General features: G+C 50.9%; 10 protein-coding genes. 2 read left to right on the top strand and 8 right to left on the bottom strand.

The features are described 5' to 3' along the window. Positions 1–17 precede the first annotated feature (17 nt). Both V3C10_23050 and V3C10_23055 read right to left on the bottom strand, forming a co-directional pair. Positions 18–560 (bottom strand): DUF6323 family protein, encoded by a 543-nt coding sequence (locus tag V3C10_23050; protein ID WVP62145.1) that lies wholly within the window; start codon positions 558–560, stop codon positions 18–20. Positions 561–824: 264 nt separating this feature from the next. Next, the gene (locus tag V3C10_23055) at positions 825–3740 is read right to left on the bottom strand and encodes an AAA family ATPase (protein ID WVP62146.1); all 2916 of its coding nucleotides are present in this window, start codon (positions 3738–3740) and stop codon (positions 825–827) included. A gap of 297 nt (positions 3741–4037) precedes the next feature. Between V3C10_23055 and hutH the strand changes: the two genes are divergently transcribed. Beyond that, the gene (hutH, locus tag V3C10_23060) at positions 4038–5561 is read left to right on the top strand and encodes a histidine ammonia-lyase (protein WVP62147.1); all 1524 of its coding nucleotides are present in this window, start codon (positions 4038–4040) and stop codon (positions 5559–5561) included. Between the two features lie 203 nt (positions 5562–5764). Here the strand turns inward: hutH and V3C10_23065 are convergent, their stop codons facing one another. Then, the gene (locus V3C10_23065) at positions 5765–6910 is read right to left on the bottom strand and encodes a glycerate kinase (protein ID WVP62148.1); all 1146 of its coding nucleotides are present in this window, start codon (positions 6908–6910) and stop codon (positions 5765–5767) included. A 308-nt stretch (positions 6911–7218) separates the two neighbouring features. Between V3C10_23065 and V3C10_23070 the strand changes: the two genes are divergently transcribed. Next, positions 7219–7893, top strand: a complete 675-nt coding sequence (locus V3C10_23070; protein WVP62149.1) for a DUF3592 domain-containing protein — start codon at positions 7219–7221, stop codon at positions 7891–7893. 11 nt (positions 7894–7904) lie between these two features. Here the strand turns inward: V3C10_23070 and V3C10_23075 are convergent, their stop codons facing one another. The 5 genes from V3C10_23075 to V3C10_23095 form a co-directional block, all read right to left on the bottom strand. Next, a complete protein-coding gene (locus tag V3C10_23075) occupies positions 7905–13106 on the bottom strand; it encodes a DUF4132 domain-containing protein (GenBank protein WVP62150.1) in 5202 nt (1733 codons plus the stop codon). A 17-nt stretch (positions 13107–13123) separates the two neighbouring features. After that, on the bottom strand, positions 13124–13555 hold the full coding sequence (locus V3C10_23080) for a hypothetical protein (GenBank protein WVP62151.1): 432 nt from the start codon (positions 13553–13555) through the stop codon (positions 13124–13126). A 198-nt stretch (positions 13556–13753) separates the two neighbouring features. After that, positions 13754–14950 carry a M20 family metallopeptidase gene (locus V3C10_23085; GenBank protein WVP62152.1) on the bottom strand — a complete coding sequence of 399 codons (1197 nt, stop codon included), beginning with the start codon at positions 14948–14950 and terminating at the stop codon, positions 13754–13756. Between the two features lie 286 nt (positions 14951–15236). Then, positions 15237–16361, bottom strand: a complete 1125-nt coding sequence (locus V3C10_23090) for a 4-hydroxybutyrate dehydrogenase (GenBank protein WVP62153.1) — start codon at positions 16359–16361, stop codon at positions 15237–15239. A gap of 340 nt (positions 16362–16701) precedes the next feature. Beyond that, the gene (locus tag V3C10_23095; protein WVP62154.1) at positions 16702–17892 is read right to left on the bottom strand and encodes a CoA transferase; all 1191 of its coding nucleotides are present in this window, start codon (positions 17890–17892) and stop codon (positions 16702–16704) included. Between the last annotated feature and the right edge of the window lie 25 nt (positions 17893–17917).

Below are 17917 nucleotides of genomic sequence, written 5' to 3' on the forward strand. Positions count from 1 at the left end.
TGGCAGAACCGCTGCCATTACTCCCAGAACTGTTCTTTTAAAACTTTCATATACAGTTCGTTGTCCCATCTCTGTTCTGAAGAAAGAGCCTCATACTCTCCTTTCCCCTGTGTGCTCCGAAATCCGGTATATCCGGCTCTCACCGACGCGGCGAAACGTTCCAGGCAGGTTCCGCCCAGATATTCCAGATCGCCGTAACAGACGCCCTCAAACTGCTCTTTCATGAATGTCAGAAGTTCGTCGTCACTGAGTTGGTCGCCCGATTCGTTCCTGAATTCGTAGAACAGTTCCTGCAGCTCCTCCAAAGTTTCCAGGTAATTGTCGCTGTTTATATACTCGGAATCGCAGAATGTATATACCAGCTTATCCAGCATTCCCCTGCCAAACTCCACACGGCGGTATTTCTTCAGACTGTCATTGCGGCTTGCCACCAGCTCCGCCGCCTCCTCTCTGGTCAGAGTCAGGCCGTACTCCCCTGTCTTTTCACTGCATGCCAGAAGTCCGGCAATCTCTTCCTCCGCGTTCTTAAGCTGCATTACCTCAAAAATCCGTTCCTCCATATGTCCCCCTTTCCTCTTCTCTTAACGGTTCCAGATTTGGCTCTCTTTTTGGTCCGGATCTGGCAAAATGTATTGTAGCTGCTCATTATACGCCCGGTGCAGATGCATTACAAGTCTTGAAAAAAAGGCGTTTTTGTGGTATTATAGTACTAGAAAAAAGAGGAAATCCAGTTAGACCATTGCCTGGTCAGACTGAATTTCCTCTTTTTTCTATTTTTTAGATGATTCTGTTTTTACAATGCCGGGTATATCCGGCCGGTATGGTTATACCGTTTTAACTTTCTTTGCCGGAATCTTCGGCGGTTCCGGAACGTCCAAAGCCGGTATTTCTTTCAGTTGGTCGTAAACGGTCTGCAGCATAAGCAGTGTATTCGGGCTGTAGTCTTTGTCTGTATATTTACATGCCGACTTATAACGAACCAGCGCACTCTTTGTTTTGCCCAGTTTCAGTTCCAGCAGCGCAGAGTATGCCTCTTCTTTCGCGCGTCCCCACTGGATGGAAAGATTCTGGAAACATCCCCTGGCCTTGTCGAAGTATTCAGAGGCCTTGTCATAATTATCCATTCTGTACAGGATGATTCCCATATTGGTAAACGACATTCCCAGTCCTGCCGTCGGGGGCGCCGCATGGCTGAAGGAGAGGGCTTTGCTGATATAGGTATGTGCGTTTTCCCAGTCTTCCAGCTTCATATAGATTTCACCGCGGTAATTATAGCAGGCGATCAGTCCCGCCATACAGGACGGATCCATCTGAAGTCTTTCCAGTTTTGGAATCAGGGTTTCCAGAAGCTCGGCCGCCTTATCGTACTGCTGGGTTTTGCTGTAGTACAGCGCGGTGAGGCGCTGTATCATATAGGATGTGGACTCCGGATAATGGTATTCATCCAGAAGCTCCGAACAGTACCCGACATATTCCTTCATCATATCCAAGTCATATACCTGAATCGCATAATAAATCATCTGAAGATAGCTGTCCATCAGATATCTGGAACTTTTTAGTATCTTGGCCGCCTCAATACAGGCATTCATATTGCGGAGGCCATACTGGTAGTCTCCGCTCGAAAGATCATACCTTCCAATCAGATATTCCACCTTCATACGGAGTTCCTGGTATTTCTGATCCCGGTTCGGCAATGCCCTGATTTCCTCCGCCAGAGGAATCAGCACGTTTTCACTGGAATCCAGATCCGGGAAGAAGAATTTGTCGGTGAAGCTGGATGACATCACCGGATAGATCTCCTGGGTGCCGGAGAAAAACTCTTTAAAGTATTCCAGCTTGTACTCGTATTTTTTGTACAAGTCTTTTGCATTTTCGAAATGGTAGATCAGTTCCGGCATCAGGGTGATATCCCCTGTCTCCTTATATTTCTGCTCGTAATATCCGGCAACCTGCCTGTGGTAAATCTGCTTTCTGCCCGCCGAAATCTTCGACTGGACATAGTTGTGGATCAGGCTGTGGGTAAACTGATAGGTAATAGCCGACGTTTCCACCTTCTCATAGATAATCTGGCGCGCCAGAAGACCTTCCAGAAGATCGTAGATCCGGAGTTCTGCTTCGGGATACAGAATTTGAATATCTTCTATCGTCACTTCATGGTAGAAAACAGACATCACATTAAGCAGATTCTGCTCCTCGTCCGTCAGCCTCATCAAACGGCTCTGGATGATGCTGACCATCTTGGAAGTCAGCGGATTATCCGTCATCATACCCCCGTCATTATCCTTCAATATCTTGAGCAGCTCGGTCAGGAACAGTGCATTTCCATCCGTATACTCATATATTTTATCAAGTTTATCCGGATCTCCCAGAAGCTCATGGGCCTGCGCCTCAATCAGCTCTCTCGTCTCCTCCAGGGTAAACCGTTTTAATTTCAGTTCCCGGATCAGGCCCTCCCTCATGAGGGAAACTTCCATATCCTGAATCTCTTTCCCCGTCTCCAGCCTGCTGGCCGCTACAATAAAAATTGGGCAGTCCCTAAGATGGAACAGCATATTGTTCAGAAGCTGGATACTCGAAGAATCCATCCACTGGATATCATCCAGGAAAATAATAATCTCCGAGTTGCCGAAATCCCGGCAGAAGGTCCGGAGCATATCTTCCATATGTATTCCGTACTGGGTGGCGAAAATTCTGTAATCCGTCACCTCTTTGGAAATAAAATATTCCAGAGTCTTCAAATCCTTGCGCTGCTTTAAGCAGAATTCCCGCACCTGGTTTAAAATATCGTTCCAAGGTTTCAGATACAGATCCGACTCCGACGGACAGCAGCAGTAAGAAAATACGGTATGGTTTTCCTCCTCCAGAAGCATACGCAGCTGCCCCATCAGGGCCGTCTTCCCAACTCCGGCCTCTCCCGAGATGAGAACAAAATTCTCTCCGGAATCCTTGCCCCTCACCCTGTGTTTCTGAATACTCTCATATATTCCGTACAGTTCCTTCTGGCGTCCCATGAAAAGCTGCTGTTCCTTCACCGGATGCTCTGCAATCTTCTTACGCAGCTTGAGAATCTTATCCATCAGAGCCTTTGTTTCCGCCTCCGGCTCTTCCTCCAGATCCTGCTTAAGCGCCAGTGCAAACTTCTGGTACAGGGATATTGCCGAGGAATACTCCCCCTCCCCCATCAGGAATGTCAGCATCTTTCTGTAAAAGCTTTCATCCAGAAACAAAACTTCAACCAGCTTTCCCGCATAGCGGAGCGCCTCTGAAGTATCGCCGTCGTGAATGGCCTGCTCTGCTTTATGCTCAGCTGCTTTAATATAATGTTCCTTCAGCTCTCTTCTATAATCATCCATCCAGTTCTCAAATTCCAGACAGTTCTTTACATAGAAGAAGCTCATAAACTCCCCGTCATAATGTTCCAGAATATTCGCCCTGGCCTCGTCCACATCCACTTTTATATGAAGTTCCGGATTCAGCGAAATAAAGACATTGCCGTCCATGCTGATAATATCCGGGCCTACAATCTTTTTGATATGGTACAGCGCATCCCTCAGATTTTTCCTGGCGCTGGTCTCATCGCAATCCGCCCAGAAAATCCCGATCACTTCATCCCTCGTTATTCTTTTTCTTACACATATGTAATAGAATAGGCCTTCGACTTTCCTGTATGGAAATACTTTCTTCTCTCCATCCACCATCACTGATGGTGTGTTCATTAATACTACAGTAACGTCCTTCATCAAGTAAGCCCTCCCCAAGTCGTGTCTGAATGTTCCCTATACAATATTAAAGCATATCTCACAAATTCGCAACAAAACACAACTTATTTTTGTAAAGAATTACGAAGTAAAACTTTCCATTAACCGCCTGAATAACGACGATAAAATATTTGCTTCTGTTTTAGAAAAAAATAGAATATAATCTAGTACAGGCTCCGGCATCGACAGTTTATCGACAGCCAGGGTGTAGACTAAAAACATCAAAACAACGAACGGCCGCCAAAGCGGCAAATTATGTGATTGGAGGGTTTACATATTATGATTTTTCTGGACGGCAACAGCCTGACAATTGATCAGGTAGTAGAAATTGCCCGCAATAAGGCAGAAGTGGGCTTAAGCGAAGAGGCCAAAAAAAACATTCAGATCTCCCGTGATATCGTAGAGAAAAACATTGAAGAAAAGAAAGTTATTTACGGACTTAACACCGGTTTTGGTAAATTCGTAAATGTGGCAATATCTGAAAATGAACTGGACAAACTGCAGTTAAACCTGATCTTATCCGACGCCGTTGGCGTAGGCGATCCATTTAAGCAGGACGTTACAAGAGCTATCATGCTGCTGCGTGTAAATGCTCTGGCTAAAGGATTTTCCGGTATCCGTTTATCTACCGTAGAGACTCTGATTGCCATGCTCAACAAGGGCGTTCATCCTGTTATCCCGGAGAAAGGCTCCGTAGGTTCCAGCGGCGATCTGTGCCCACTGGCTCATATGGTTCTTCCGATGATCGGAGAAGGCGAAGCAGAATACGAGGGTAAAGTAATGGAAGGCCGCGCAGCAATGGAAGCAGCCGGAATCCCCGTAGTTACATTAAAAGCAAAAGAGGGCCTGGCTTTAATCAACGGTACCTGCGCTATGCTTGGCGTAGCCAGCCTGGCAATCCATGACGCTGAAATTTTAACAAAGATGGCAGATATCACTTCTGCCCTTACCGTAGATTCCCTGGAAGGCATTATCGACCCATACGATCCAAGAATCCAGATGGTTCGTCCTCACAAGGGCCAGGTTGATGTTGCCGCCAACATGCTTCAGCTTTTACAGGACAGCAAGCTGACAACCAGACAGGGACAGATCCGTGTACAGGATGCTTATTCCTTACGCTGCCTGCCTCAGATTCACGGCGCAAGCCGCCTTGCCCTCGACTATGTAAGAGGCGTAATCGAGACAGAGATCAACTCCGTAACAGACAACCCAATTATCTTCCCGGATAACGGCGACATCTTCTCCGGTGGAAACTTCCACGGACAGCCTGTTGCTATCGCTATGGATACTCTGGGAATCGCTATGGCAGAGTTTGCAAACGTTGCAGAGCGCAGAATTGAGCGCCTTGTTAACCCGCAGCTCAGCGGACTTCCTGGCTTCTTATGTGTAGAAGAAGGAATCAACGACGGATTCATGGTTGCACAGTACGCTGCGGCAGCTCTCGTATCCGAGAATAAAGTTCTGGCTCATCCGGCCAGCGTTGACAGCATCCCGACATCCGCCAACCAGGAAGACCATGTAAGTATGGGTACCATCGCTTCCCGTAAGGCAGCAACCATCATCGACCATGCGGAGCATGTACTGGCTATCGAGCTTATCTGTGCCGCACAGGCTGCTGATTTCAAGGGCGCTGACAAACTCGGCAAGGGCACAAAGGCTGTTTATGACCTGGTACGCAGCGAAGTATCCTTCATGGAAACAGACCGCGCTATCTACAAAGACATGAACAAGATCTTCAAATTATTAAAAGACGGCGAATTTGTTGAAGCCGCAGAAAAAGCTGTTGGTAAACTGGCTTTATAAGCCTTTACATTATATTCAACCTATCCTTATTAAGGCTGTCCATGGACCCTCGAATACCGGGGCAGCCAAACTCACTGAACTTTGAACCCATAAAAGCCAGTACCGGCCCTGCGTAACAGCAGCGGCCGGTATTGGCTTTTATGGTGGTAACAGTTGTTACGGTAGCATGGGACATCCGCGGCACCCCGTATGCAGTATATCGACTACCAATCTTTCAGGGCATGAATCAGCCGGAACACCTGCTCCGCCGTATCCGCCAGATTCCGCCTTGCCGTCTCCGTCTCCATCGCCTCTTCCAGGCTCACCACGGTCCGCAGAATCGGGAAAAATGCGTCGATTCCCTCCGCATTGCAGGCCACCGCGTCCCTGGTCACGCAACCGGACAATCCAATAACCGTTTTTCCGTACTTCTTTGCCGTCCGGGCCACTCCGATGGGAGCCTTTCCCATCACGGTCTGACCGTCCAGCCTGCCCTCGCCGGTGATGACGATATCGGCATCCCTGACGTATTCGTCCAGCCTGGTTTCATCGAGCACAATCTTTACTCCCGATTCCAGAACCGCGTTTGTGAAGCCGAGGAATGCAAACCCAAGGCCTCCGGCTGCTCCCGTTCCCGGATAATTCGGATCCGCATTCAGAAATTTCTTTTGCGCAAGCGCGGCGAACCGCATCAGCCACCCGTCCATACGGCGGATCATATCCGGATCAGCACCTTTCTGGGGGCCGAACACGGCGCTGCATCCCTGTTCCCCACAGAGGGGATTCGTCACGTCGCAGGCAATCCGGAACGTGCACTCGGAAAGTTCCGGCAGCACATTGTCATCGGTGATGGATGTGATTTTTTCAAGACCGGCGGCGCCGAAGGGTACCTGTGCGCCGTCTCCGTCCAGGATACCGTATCCCAGCGCCTGCAGCATTCCCACGCCTCCGTCATTGGTGGCGCTTCCTCCGATTCCCACGACAAATCTCCTGCAGCCGTTTGCAATTGCATCCCTGATTACTTCCCCGACTCCGTATGTAGTCGCATAGAGTGGATTGCGCTCCGCGTCTGAAACAAGGGTGATTCCGGCTGCTCCGGCCATCTCGACAACCGCAGTTCTGCTCTCCTTAATAATCCCGTACTCACAGTCCACCGGCTCCCCTAATGGCCCGGTAACGGTGACTTTCCTGAGCATTCCGCCCATTCCGCAGGCCAGGGCCTGTACGGTCCCCTCTCCTCCGTCGGCCAGGGGACGCACACAAACATCGGCATCCCTGTATACTCTCCTGATGCCCTCCGCGGCCGCCTCTCCAGCTTCCATGGAAGTCAGGCTGCCCTTCAGTGAATCAATTGCAATTGTTACCTTCATCCTTCTCCTCCCGTCATTGTTATCTTATTATTTATTAGGTTAAACAAATTTTTCCAAGTGTCCATAGTAAACTACTCAATATTACATCCTGGCAGCATTCAGTTATTATCATATATCTTCTATCTGCTAAGTAATTCAATCTCCAACTGTAAAAAATTTTCCTTTTATCAGCATTAACCAGTATGTTAAGATAGAATATAAATAAAAATCAGAAACAGAAGTTATGTCCAAATAAGTAACTACTATATCTGTAGCAGAAAGCTGGGAGCGCTGAGTTTTGGTATACTTCCTGCATACCGGAGGGTTTTATGAGTCAAACAACACTAATTATCTTTATCGCAGTTGTCACAATCTTATGTTTTGCGGGTTCCGCTTTTATTTTAGCCTTTGTTTTCAGGCGTAAAAGGGAACGCGAGCGAAAAATGAACAGCGGAGTCATCCGCAGGGCAGGATGGACGGATCCCCGTCTGAAAGTGCGTCCCGGCCCTATGATTCTGTTCTGGCCCATCTTCTACTGCGTCATCGGAGCCATCATCCTGCGTCAGGCCGGACAGGGAATACCCAACCGGTATTATGCGGACATCGCAGCCGTTCTTGTACCGCCGGTGTTTCTCGCCATAGGCGCCGCCATGAAATACAGTTATGACAAAAGACGGCGGCTTGCAACGGCCCCGGCCTCCGCAGAGGTGGTTTCTATTGAGAGAAAGGCGAGCAGTGATGGGCACGTTTCCTATGCTCCCGTATATGAGTTCTTTGCCGAAGGCTCCGTATTTAAGGTGACCTCACCCTCCTCCTTTTCAAAATGTCCGCTGAAAGCCGGAGACCATGTTGATCTTTTTTTTACACCGGATCTGCCATCGTACATCTATGTTCCGGGCTATGAAAATCCACCGACTCTGTTTATTGTTTATTTCCACATAATCGGAATCCTGTTTCCCCTGATCGTACTGGCCGGCCCTGTTCTGAGACCATGGCTGGAATAAGACTGCAGCCGCTACCGGATCTGTTCCAAAATACTTGGGTCTTTAATTTTCGTATCCTCGGCAAATAACAGTATCTTTGACAAAATCTCGGCCGTTTTCGGGTCATCATCAATAAACGGAAGGAAAATACGGCCTCTCTGCTGTGAATGGACCGGTACGACAAAGAGCATGGCGTTGCCCATCTGATGGACGACGCCGCTTCCCAGATGTACCGTGTACTGGCCCAGTTTTCCGTCGATCAAGGCGTGGCTGCCCTCAAGGCGCACATTTTTAATCTTAAACAGCTCCAGATTGCATTCCACAATGGCTTTTCTCATCTCAACCGTAGAGTGGCTGGTCTCCGGATCCACGCCTCCGGCATGGGCAACGCTGACCGCCAGATCCACATCTCTCATAACCTCACTGTAAAGCACGTCGGGAATTTCCCTGATTTTGAGGGGCCTGAATGTTTTCCTGTCGGAGAACACCACCCACTCAAGGGTAGGAGCCTCCACGTCACTCGGTGAAAACCAGTCGGCCATCGCATAAATCCTGGCTACGATGTTCTCTTTATAGTAAATCTTCTGCAGCCCATCCTCATAATCGGCAACCCAGCGGCGGCTCCGCAGCGCGCCGACCGTCTTCTGCGGCTGAATCTGATTGCCCGAGAACATCCTGGAATCATCCTTATCGAGTTCCTCCGTGAGCTTCACATACAGCTCGCGGAACACCTGCTTAAACGGCTGCTTTATCTGCCTGTCGAACAGCATCTTCTGGTATTCGTGCCAGTGCCCCTCCCTGTAGAGATCGGACGGGTGGGCAATCAGAATCTTCTCATCCGGTTTCAAAGGCGTTATGGCGCCGGACCAGTCCTCCAGCCCCTCCTCTTTCAAAAAGCCCAGCCGGATTCCCGCATCCGGATTTCCTCCGTCTCCTGCGGCGGCATCCTCTGCGGCCATCATCACAAGAGGCGTTACTATCGGCCTTACCACCGGATTCTTAGCCAGCTCCAAAAACTCCCACACCTCGAAGGACGTCCTGTCCTCCATGGCCTGTTCCATCATCTGTCTGGTGCGGCTGTACTGCTCCTTTAACTTCTTGTTGACTTCCTGATATTCCAGAACCGTCTCATTTTTCTTATATTTTGCAGGGAGCGATTTGAGCAGTTTCCCGCCTTTTCCGCACTGAAGGCTGCTCTTGCCGTTTTCATCCACCAGGATCCTCAGTTCCACATCATCGAGGCTGTTCCAGTCAAAATAACGGTCCATCGTCTCTACCAGACGGTTTTCCATCCTGAGCGTCAGGCGTGTCACATCCGTGAATCCCGCATTTACACTGAGGTTCTGAAGCGCCAGTGCCACGGCGCGTCCCTCACTGGCCCGGCGCTGCGCGCCGAACTTCCTGCTCTCCTTGTGGAATTTCTGGATAAACTGGTAGCGGTCCAGGAGATCTTCTTCCCGTTTCTTTTTATCGCGTTCTGAGATTTTCCCCCTGGCGCTCTTTTCATTTCCGGCCAGTGGCAGGAGGCCGATGCTCATCAGCAGATCTTTATTCCTCTTGTCCGTAATTTCCGCTTTCAGCGTTTCTTTATCCACTTTTCCGAGCGCAGCGTCGGCATACTTCCTGGCGCGGGCATGGGCCGCTCCCGTGGAGGAATACTTTGCCGCATCGTACAGAAGTTTAAACTCTTTGTCACCCAGTTTATCATAGGCCTCAAAAAACCAGTGGATGTCAAAGGCCCCGTCCCTCAGCTCCTCCGGCGTCAGGGGAGTGTATTTCGCAATCATGGATGTGGTAAATTCATCCAGACGTTCGCCGGTATGGGCCATAAAGTAATAGCATCCGCTCTGGAATCCCGGAAGTCCCAGGTACTCCTCTAAAAGCGGTATCCACTGCTGGGCATACATCGCCAGCTCCACCAGACGTTTTTTCGTGATATCTGTTCCCTTCAGCGCCTTTTTCAGATCCTTTGCCGTCTCCCCGGGTTTCGGGCGGCATACCTTAAGCAGATGGCTTAAAACCATCTTCCGGTCGCCGATATTGGAATAATATCCTCCGGTTCTCTGTAATGTCTCTTTGCCCAGCGCTGTCAGAATCTGAATCATCAAATCTATGCCGTAAATCACACGAATCGAGGAGACATACCCGGAAAACGGCGTCTCCTGCTCCCCGCGTTTTAACTCCACCTTAAGAACCAGAGGAACCGTCTCATGGTAAATCTCATGCGCCAGCTTCATTGCCGGGACTTCATCCCCAATCTGGTCGAAGTGATATTTTCCGTCCACCGGCTTTATTACACCCTGCCCGAAGAATGCGTTCAGTTCCCCCACACGGGCATCCCTCGACGACACGGCTCCTTTTTGCTCCACCGTGCTGACCGGCCCCAGCAGGCTCTTCATGTCCAGGAAACTGAATACGGATTTATAGAAAAGGTCCTTATCCCAAATTCCCTTCACATAGCACTGTACATAGTCAGACAGGCCCAGATAGCCGGTCCTCCCCCTGTCGTAGCGGCGGAACTTTTCTCTGTCTTTGATCTTTCCGTAGAATTCCTGAAGCTTAAAACGAAGCGTGAAGGCGTTTCCCCAGTCCTTTTCATCCACCAGGGACAGCCACCAGCGCATTTCCTCAAACACAGGGAGATCCGCGGCCCGTTTCGTATACTTTTCTTTCGTGCCGTTCCACGCTTTTTCCTCGCACTCGTAAAGGGCATTGGATTTATCCAGGACAGAAAGAAACTTCGCCGTCCCGATAAGGCCAAAGCGGGCTTTGAGTCCGTCCGGCACAAACTGGGAATACAGTGCGTCAATCACCGTCCTGGCCTGCGCGCCGCATCTCAGTCCCTGGATCAGGTCCTTAAACGGCGGTTTCTTTATCAGGCCGCTGCCGAAAACCTTCTTATAGAGCTCAATGTTCCTCTCATAAGATCCTCTCTGGGCGCGGCACTTCTGGTAAAGGTAAAGCTCCAGCAGCATTTCCGGGGTTTTAATTTCATTCCTGTAAAATTCTTCCCACATTTCCCGGAACGGCAGGGCATCCAGGGGTTCTGCATCGGGATCCCCGTGGATCCACCGGCAGTTTTCCAGCTTTGTGCCCAGAAGCATCTCCACGCCCCAGGCATTGGTGTATTCCAGCTCCTTCTTTTCCTCGATCAGATCGTTTAACCGGTTCAGAATACGGATGCAGGCGCCTTCTCCATTTGCAAACAGCGTTGATGCCTGTTTTTCATCTATGTCCACGGGCGGCAGAATCCATTCTTTGTCCGTATCGTAGAGCCCGTATCCAGGCGTGTTTAAGATATCCTGAGCTTCACTTTTCTCCCCCAGCAGTTCGCTGAGCAGCACCTGCTCGCGCCCCGTAGGCTCCGTAAGCTCCTGCAAAAGCGGTTTGACGGCGGGAAACTCCGCGGGCTGTTCTTTCTTGATCTGCAGGGCGAGGTCGAGAGCTCCCATACGGCATTCTTCAGACCCTGTCTTAATCAGCCTGCCGACGGAGGCCTGCAGCGCGGCCGGTTCCTGCTTTCTGAGAAGTTTCAGCACTCCGGCCCTCCCCTTCTTATATTTCAGGTTCTGTTCGATCTTCAGGTAATCCTCCGCCGCCAGTTTCATATCCTCCACCAGAAGAAACGCCGACTGCATCGTATACTCCTCCGGGTTGTGGAGCAGTTCAAAGAGGATGTCCCGCCTCACCTGGGACTTGGGCCGGTATAACAGCACGCGGGCGGCCGCAGCGCGGGAAGCTCCGGATGAACCGCCCTGGCCGACCATCGGGATCAGGCCCGCCGCCTCGTCCAGATACGCCTCATCCTGCAGCATCCAGGCAATCAGACACATCCTGACCGCAATGTCGGACTGTGTCATGGTTACACGGTACCATGGAAAGATGCACGGGTTTAAATCCAGCCCCTTTTTTGGAATCCGCTTCAGAATGTCCCGGAACAGGCCGTAAATCTTTCTGGCCTCCTCCTCATTCTCAAACAGATCGGTTACCGGCTTTACGTCCGGTTTTCTGACTTTGCCGTCGCGGAGCTGGAAATAGGATCTCCCGTCCTTCTCCTCGATCAGCGCCCGGAAATCGCCGTATGTATTGTCCATAAAGCCCGGAAGGAAACAGGCCACCAGTTCCAGATCCTCCGGCCAGCTTAAAATAGCCTCTTTCGCCGCTTTTCTCTTCAGATGTGCATACTGCAGGGAGCGGTTAAAATAGGAGGCCGTCATCTTCTGGTTCTTCGTTCCCTCCCGGATCAGTTTCTGCATCGCTTCGACCGCCCGGTCCGCGTCGTAGAATCCAAGCGCCCACAGACCGCAGCTAATCGCCACGGAATCATTGCTTTCGAGCTGTTCCCTGCAAGCCGCCTCATCTCTCAGACAGCGCCCCATCAGGCGCACCAGCTTTTCCGTAATGCGATCGATGCTTTTTTCATCGAAAATGCCGATCCAGGTGCTGACGGCCCGCTTGATGGAAGAATAGCGGACCAGATCATTTTCCTCAATTACCGCAAACAGATGCAGGAATGCCTCGGGGCGGCCGGCATCCATGGTTTCACAAACCGCCTGCCTCGCTCCCTCCTGAAGCCGCGCCGCCAAAAGAAATTTGCCGAGCACCTCATAGAGTTTGCTGCTTTTGCTCATGACGATTCCGCGGATCAGCTCATGGCTGATCATCAAAGTATTTCCTTCCCCCATCAGAATATCTTCCACAGCGCGGATTATGTCCGCATCTCCCCGGTCAATTCCGGCCGCCAGCATTCCCGCGTAACTGAAATGCTCCGATCTGGCATGGTCGTAAATCTCCGGATCCACCTGTCCGGTCAGGACCCCGGCAAGTGATGCCCCATAAAAATCCAGCCTCGAATAGGCCCAGAGGAGCTTGATGCTCTGGAATACAAACGGCACATAGCTCTTTGAACGCACGCTGCGCCTGTACCACCCGGCCGTCATCTGGAACTGGTTCATCTGATCCAGGGCATAATAAAATTCTTCGGTCAGATGTTCCGGCACGCAGACCGACACCAGTCCCCGAAGTTCACTTTTATAAAGCTCGCTGAGGGTTCCGTATCTGCCGCTCTGCAGTTGTTCCCTCATCCATCTCTGCGGTTCCTGGGGCACGGAATAATATGCCATTCCGGGAAGCAGTTGTTTCTCCCTGTCGGAAAGGGCGTGCGCCTTCGCCTTGGCTCCGTCGATCCAGTTTTCCGTCATTTTGCGTCTTGTCTGATATGTATATTCCGCCATCTAATCCTCCCCTTTCCTTACCAGCCCGACAGCATCGTAAGTCTTATGAATGTGAATACAGGTTCCCCGTCTTCGCCTGCTCCCCACGGAACCGCCTGCTCCAGGCCGGTCAGTTCCTCCTCGCCGGCAAACACACGGTATATTCCGTCTTCAAAGCACTGCAGCGCATTATCCACCGCTTTCCCGGGATCCGCGTCACTGCCTCCCCGAAGGCCGAAGGAAACCTTCCCCGCCGCGGCCTGTCCGCCGATTTCCTCCTTTGTCAGGTATGAAAGTACCTGCCCCTCATCCTTCCGCCCGTTATACTGTCTTACGGAAAGACTCACCAGCTCCGTGAGAAGTTCCCGCACCGTGTCCGGCTTTCTTCCCAGTTCGAAAGGGACCGGAAGCAGATCTTCTTTTTTCTGTTTTCCCGCCCTTTTCATCCTTGCATAGATTGTGTATGCCATATGACACCTCCCAAACAATTCTTATTATTAGTTTAACGTTAATGGTGGGAATAGACAAGCGGTTATCGCAACTACTTTGTGTGGAAGGAGGGAGGAAGTAACAGTTCAGATAGGTCTGCGCATTTACTGCGCTGACCGTGCTGTCTGAACTGTTACGGGAGGAATAAGTACGCCGTCTTTCAGAGGCGTCCTCTCTTCTTAACTTAGAAACTCATATGCCGCCAGCGCCATTGCCCTGGTTGCCAGTTTGATATAGGTTTCATCCACCATGAATTGTCCGCTGTGGGCCGGGGCGAAGTTCCCCGTGCCAAGCTGCAGATAACAGGAAGGCACTTTTCGGGAATAAAAACCGAAATCTTCGGCTGTCAGCGCCTGTCGGTTTCCCGTCAACACAGCGGGCTCTGGAATCTGCTCCATGATTCCGCCGTAGAGTTCGGTGGTATACTTACCCATCAGCGACGTGACGAATTCCGTCAGGGGGCCGTCGTTGTAAATGGCCGGATAGCCGGGATTGATGTCCACGTTGCATGTTCCGCCGGTGGCCGCCGCTATCCCCGTACAAATGTCCCGAATCTGGCGGAACATGACTTCTCTTGTCTCTTCTCTCGCATTCCGCATCATGCAGAAGAGCTCGGCCCGGTCGGCCACGATATTTCCTGCCCGGCCGCCGGAAATCCGGCCCACATTCAGGGTTGACTGCTGCATGGGGCTTATGTTTCTCGACACGATGGTATTCAGCGCCATTACAATATTGGCGGCAATCTGGATCGCGTCGACTCCGTCCTGGGGCGCGGAAGAGTGAGCCGCCTTTCCGTGGACCGTGATATGGCAGCCGTCCGAGTAGGAGGTCAGATACCCGGTACCAACCAGAAACTGTCCTGGTTCGGTCGGATTTACATGCAGGCCGAAGCAGGCATCCGGCAGTTCGTCCATCAGTCCCTGTTCTATCATTCTGCGTCCGCCTCCGCCCCGTTCTTCCCCCGGCTGAAATACGAGTTTTACCCGGCCAGACCAGAAGTCCTTCATTCTGCTGAGAATTTCTCCCACGGCCAGAAGGTTGGCCGTATGCACATCGTGCCCGCAGGCGTGCATGATTCCTTCCTTTTCCGATTTAAAGGGCAGTTCTGTCTCCTCACCGATGGGCAGCGCATCCATATCCGCCCGCAGCATCAGAAGTTTTCCCGGCCTTCCGCTGTCGATACACGCCACAATACCGGGTTCCACGGGACTTTTTTCATAGGGTATTCCCATGCGTTTAAGCTCTTTTGCCACCAGTGCGCTCGTCTCGTACTCCTCAAAGGCCGTTTCGGGGTTCCGGTGAATCCTGCGCCGGATGGAGATTGTGTTGTTTTCCAGTTCGTCTGAGAGTTTTATAATTCGTTCTATCGGCTCCATAGGCCATTACCTCCTGCTGCCAGTAATATTGTAGGAATCTTGTAATAATCAACAACGAAAAGCACGCTTCGCGGACTTTTCATTGCCAATCAATAAAAAGCGGGTGCCCATGTTCAGACATCCGCTTTTTTACAGATCGTTCAGGTTGTTTACATCAACCTTTGTTGTCGGAATCCTCTGTCTAAATCATAGCAGGATTCCCTTCTAATATGCAAGGGGTAGTGGTTTTCTACGGATAAAGGATTCTGGGGATAGAGAGTTCTGGGAATAAAGCATTTCTCTCTCCCTAATACAGTCTGTTGTAAATCTCCAGAACCTGCTCCCGGTTTATCTCCACAAAATTATTGGCCATCAGCCTGCCCTGGTTTTCCATGACGGAGTCGGCAAATTCGGCCAGTTTTTCACGCGGTACGCCGTATTCATGCAGGGCCTTTTTGGGCAGAAGCAATCCCAGCAGTTTTTCCAGTTCCTCATATACCTCCCCTTCCCGGCAGTCCAAAATATTGGCCAGGAAACGGTTCAGCACGGCAATCTCTCCATCCGTCCTGCGTTCCATATAATGATTCATGACCCCTGTGAAAACAGCGTAGTTGGACTCCCCATGTGCAACGTGAAAGGCGGCTCCCAGAGGATAGCTCAGCGCATGGACCGCGGCGCAGCCTGCATTTCCGAATGCAATTCCGGCAAAGCAGCTTGCCGTCAGGAAATCATCCGTCAACTCTGTCCTGGCTCCCTCTCCTTCCTCGAGGATTTTTTTATATCCCTTCAAAATCATTTCCATTGCCTTATATCCAAAAAGCCGGGTGAACTCATTCCCCTTCGGGGACAGCGCCGACTCCACCGCATGGATTAGGGCATCAATGGAACTGGTTGCAAACACATAGGGCGGCAGCTTTTCCAACAGCTCCGGCACCAGCACTGCCTGATCCGCATACATTGCATCGTTTGCCAGTCCCTTTTTCGTTCCTTTCGAGATTAACGCAAGTATGGAGATATTGGTCATCTCGCTCCCCGTACCGCAGGTTGTAGGAACAAGTATCAGTTCCCTGGCCTTTTCGGGCCGGATTATGCCATCATAAAGCTCCGCGACAGGAGACAGCGTTTTCAGGGCAAACAGTTTTGCAATATCGATTACGGTTCCCCCGCCGATTCCAATGATACGTTTATACTCCCCTTTCCGGTCGCGGGCCATGGCCTCCACCATCTCATCCGACGGCTCTCCCGCGCCATACCGTTCCTGATATAATACGTCGCAGTTCAGCTTCAGTTTTTCAAAATAAGGGCGGTAGACCGGTTCATTTGTGAGGATCAGATCCCCTTCCCCAAGTTCCAGGCCGGCGGCAAATTCCTCTGCGGTCCTGTATTTACAAATCGCCGGTCTTACTCTAAATTCTTCAATTGCTGCTTTCATACGTTCCTCCTGTCCTCTATGTATTTCCGGTTTCTAAACTAACTTCTGACTCTGTATGCGGTTCTGGTAACCAGGTAATTTTTCTCCTTTTCCCATACAGGAACGATTCTGTCTCAAGCATATTACAACGCTTTCCCTTCGTCAAATCGATGTTTTTTTCGGAGAAACGGTATTTTCTTTGATTCAGGCTGCTTTCAATAACTTTTTTCTATACAAGTGGGGAAAACCAGGCAAAACAGGGCCTTTTACATTGAATTTATTAAGCGTACAATTGAATTTGCAGGGCCCGCGCAGCAACACACTGCCCATGGAGGCTGTATTTTCCAGGAAATAAATCCTCCTAAATAACCCCTTCCTCCTCAAGCCTTTCAATCTCTTCCTCCGTAAGTCCCAGCAGTTCCCGGTAAACCTCGCGGTTATGCTGCCCCAGCGCCGGGGGCACCCGGTATATATCCGGCTGTGTCTCAGACATTTTTACCACAGGCCCGTTCATCGTGATCGTACCATAATCGGGATGTTCCACCTGGCGTATTACTTTCCTGTAATGGAGCTGCTCGTCCTGGACCATCTCCTCGATTGTATTCACCCTCGCCGCCGGTATCCCATACGATTCGCAGCACCGGAGGATCTCATCCATTTCCTTTGTCTTCGCCCATTCCTTTACCATCTCATCGCACTCCCTGATGTGGCGGCACCGCCCTGCAAGCAGGCGGTATTCCGGATCCTCAAGGACTTCTTCCCTGCCAATCATCTTGCACAATCCGGCAAAGGCCCCATCCTGACCCGCATGAATAAATGCCATCCTGCCGTCCTTTGTCCCGTAAAAATTGGCGGGATAGGAGGCTCGGTCCTGGTTTCCGTTACGTTTCATCACTTCCCCCAGTTCAAAGTAGTTGATTACCGCGGAATGCGTCAGCGAACTGGCCGCATCAAGCAGGGATACATCCACCACCTGCCCTCTCCCGGTCCGCTGCCTTGCCTGAAGGGCGGCCAGAGTCCCGATCGCCCCATACAGCCCGGAGGTAAAATCGCAGATATAAGTCCCTACCATCGTCGGTTTTCCATCCGGTTCCCCTGTGATATCCATCAGGCCGCTGATCGACTGGCCCACGGCATCAAAGCAGACACGGTTTTTATATGGGCCGTCCTGGCCGAATCCGGATAGCCTTGTAATAATCAGCCGGGGATTTATTTTCAGCAGTTCCTCCGGATCCAGTCCCATCTTTTCCAGCGTTCCTGCGCGGAAGTTTTCCACCAGCACGTCGGCCCCTTCCAGAAGTCCGATGAGAATTCCATGAGCCTCCGGTTTCCTGAAATCCAGGGTGATGCTCCGTTTATTTCTGTTGTGGGTCATAAAATACGTGCTCTCACCGTTAAAATATGGTGCATAGCCCCTGGCCATATCCCCCTCGCCTTTTTTCTCTATCTTGATGACATCCGCGCCAAAGTCACCCAGGATCATGGAACAATGAGGTCCTGCAATCACTCTAGACAGGTCAATCACGCGTATGCCGTCCAATGCACCTTTCATAAGTACTTCCTCCCTTTTATTGTTT

Source organism: [Clostridium] symbiosum, from assembly GCA_036419695.1.
Taxonomy (GTDB): Bacteria; Bacillota; Clostridia; order Lachnospirales; family Lachnospiraceae; genus Otoolea; species Otoolea symbiosa_A.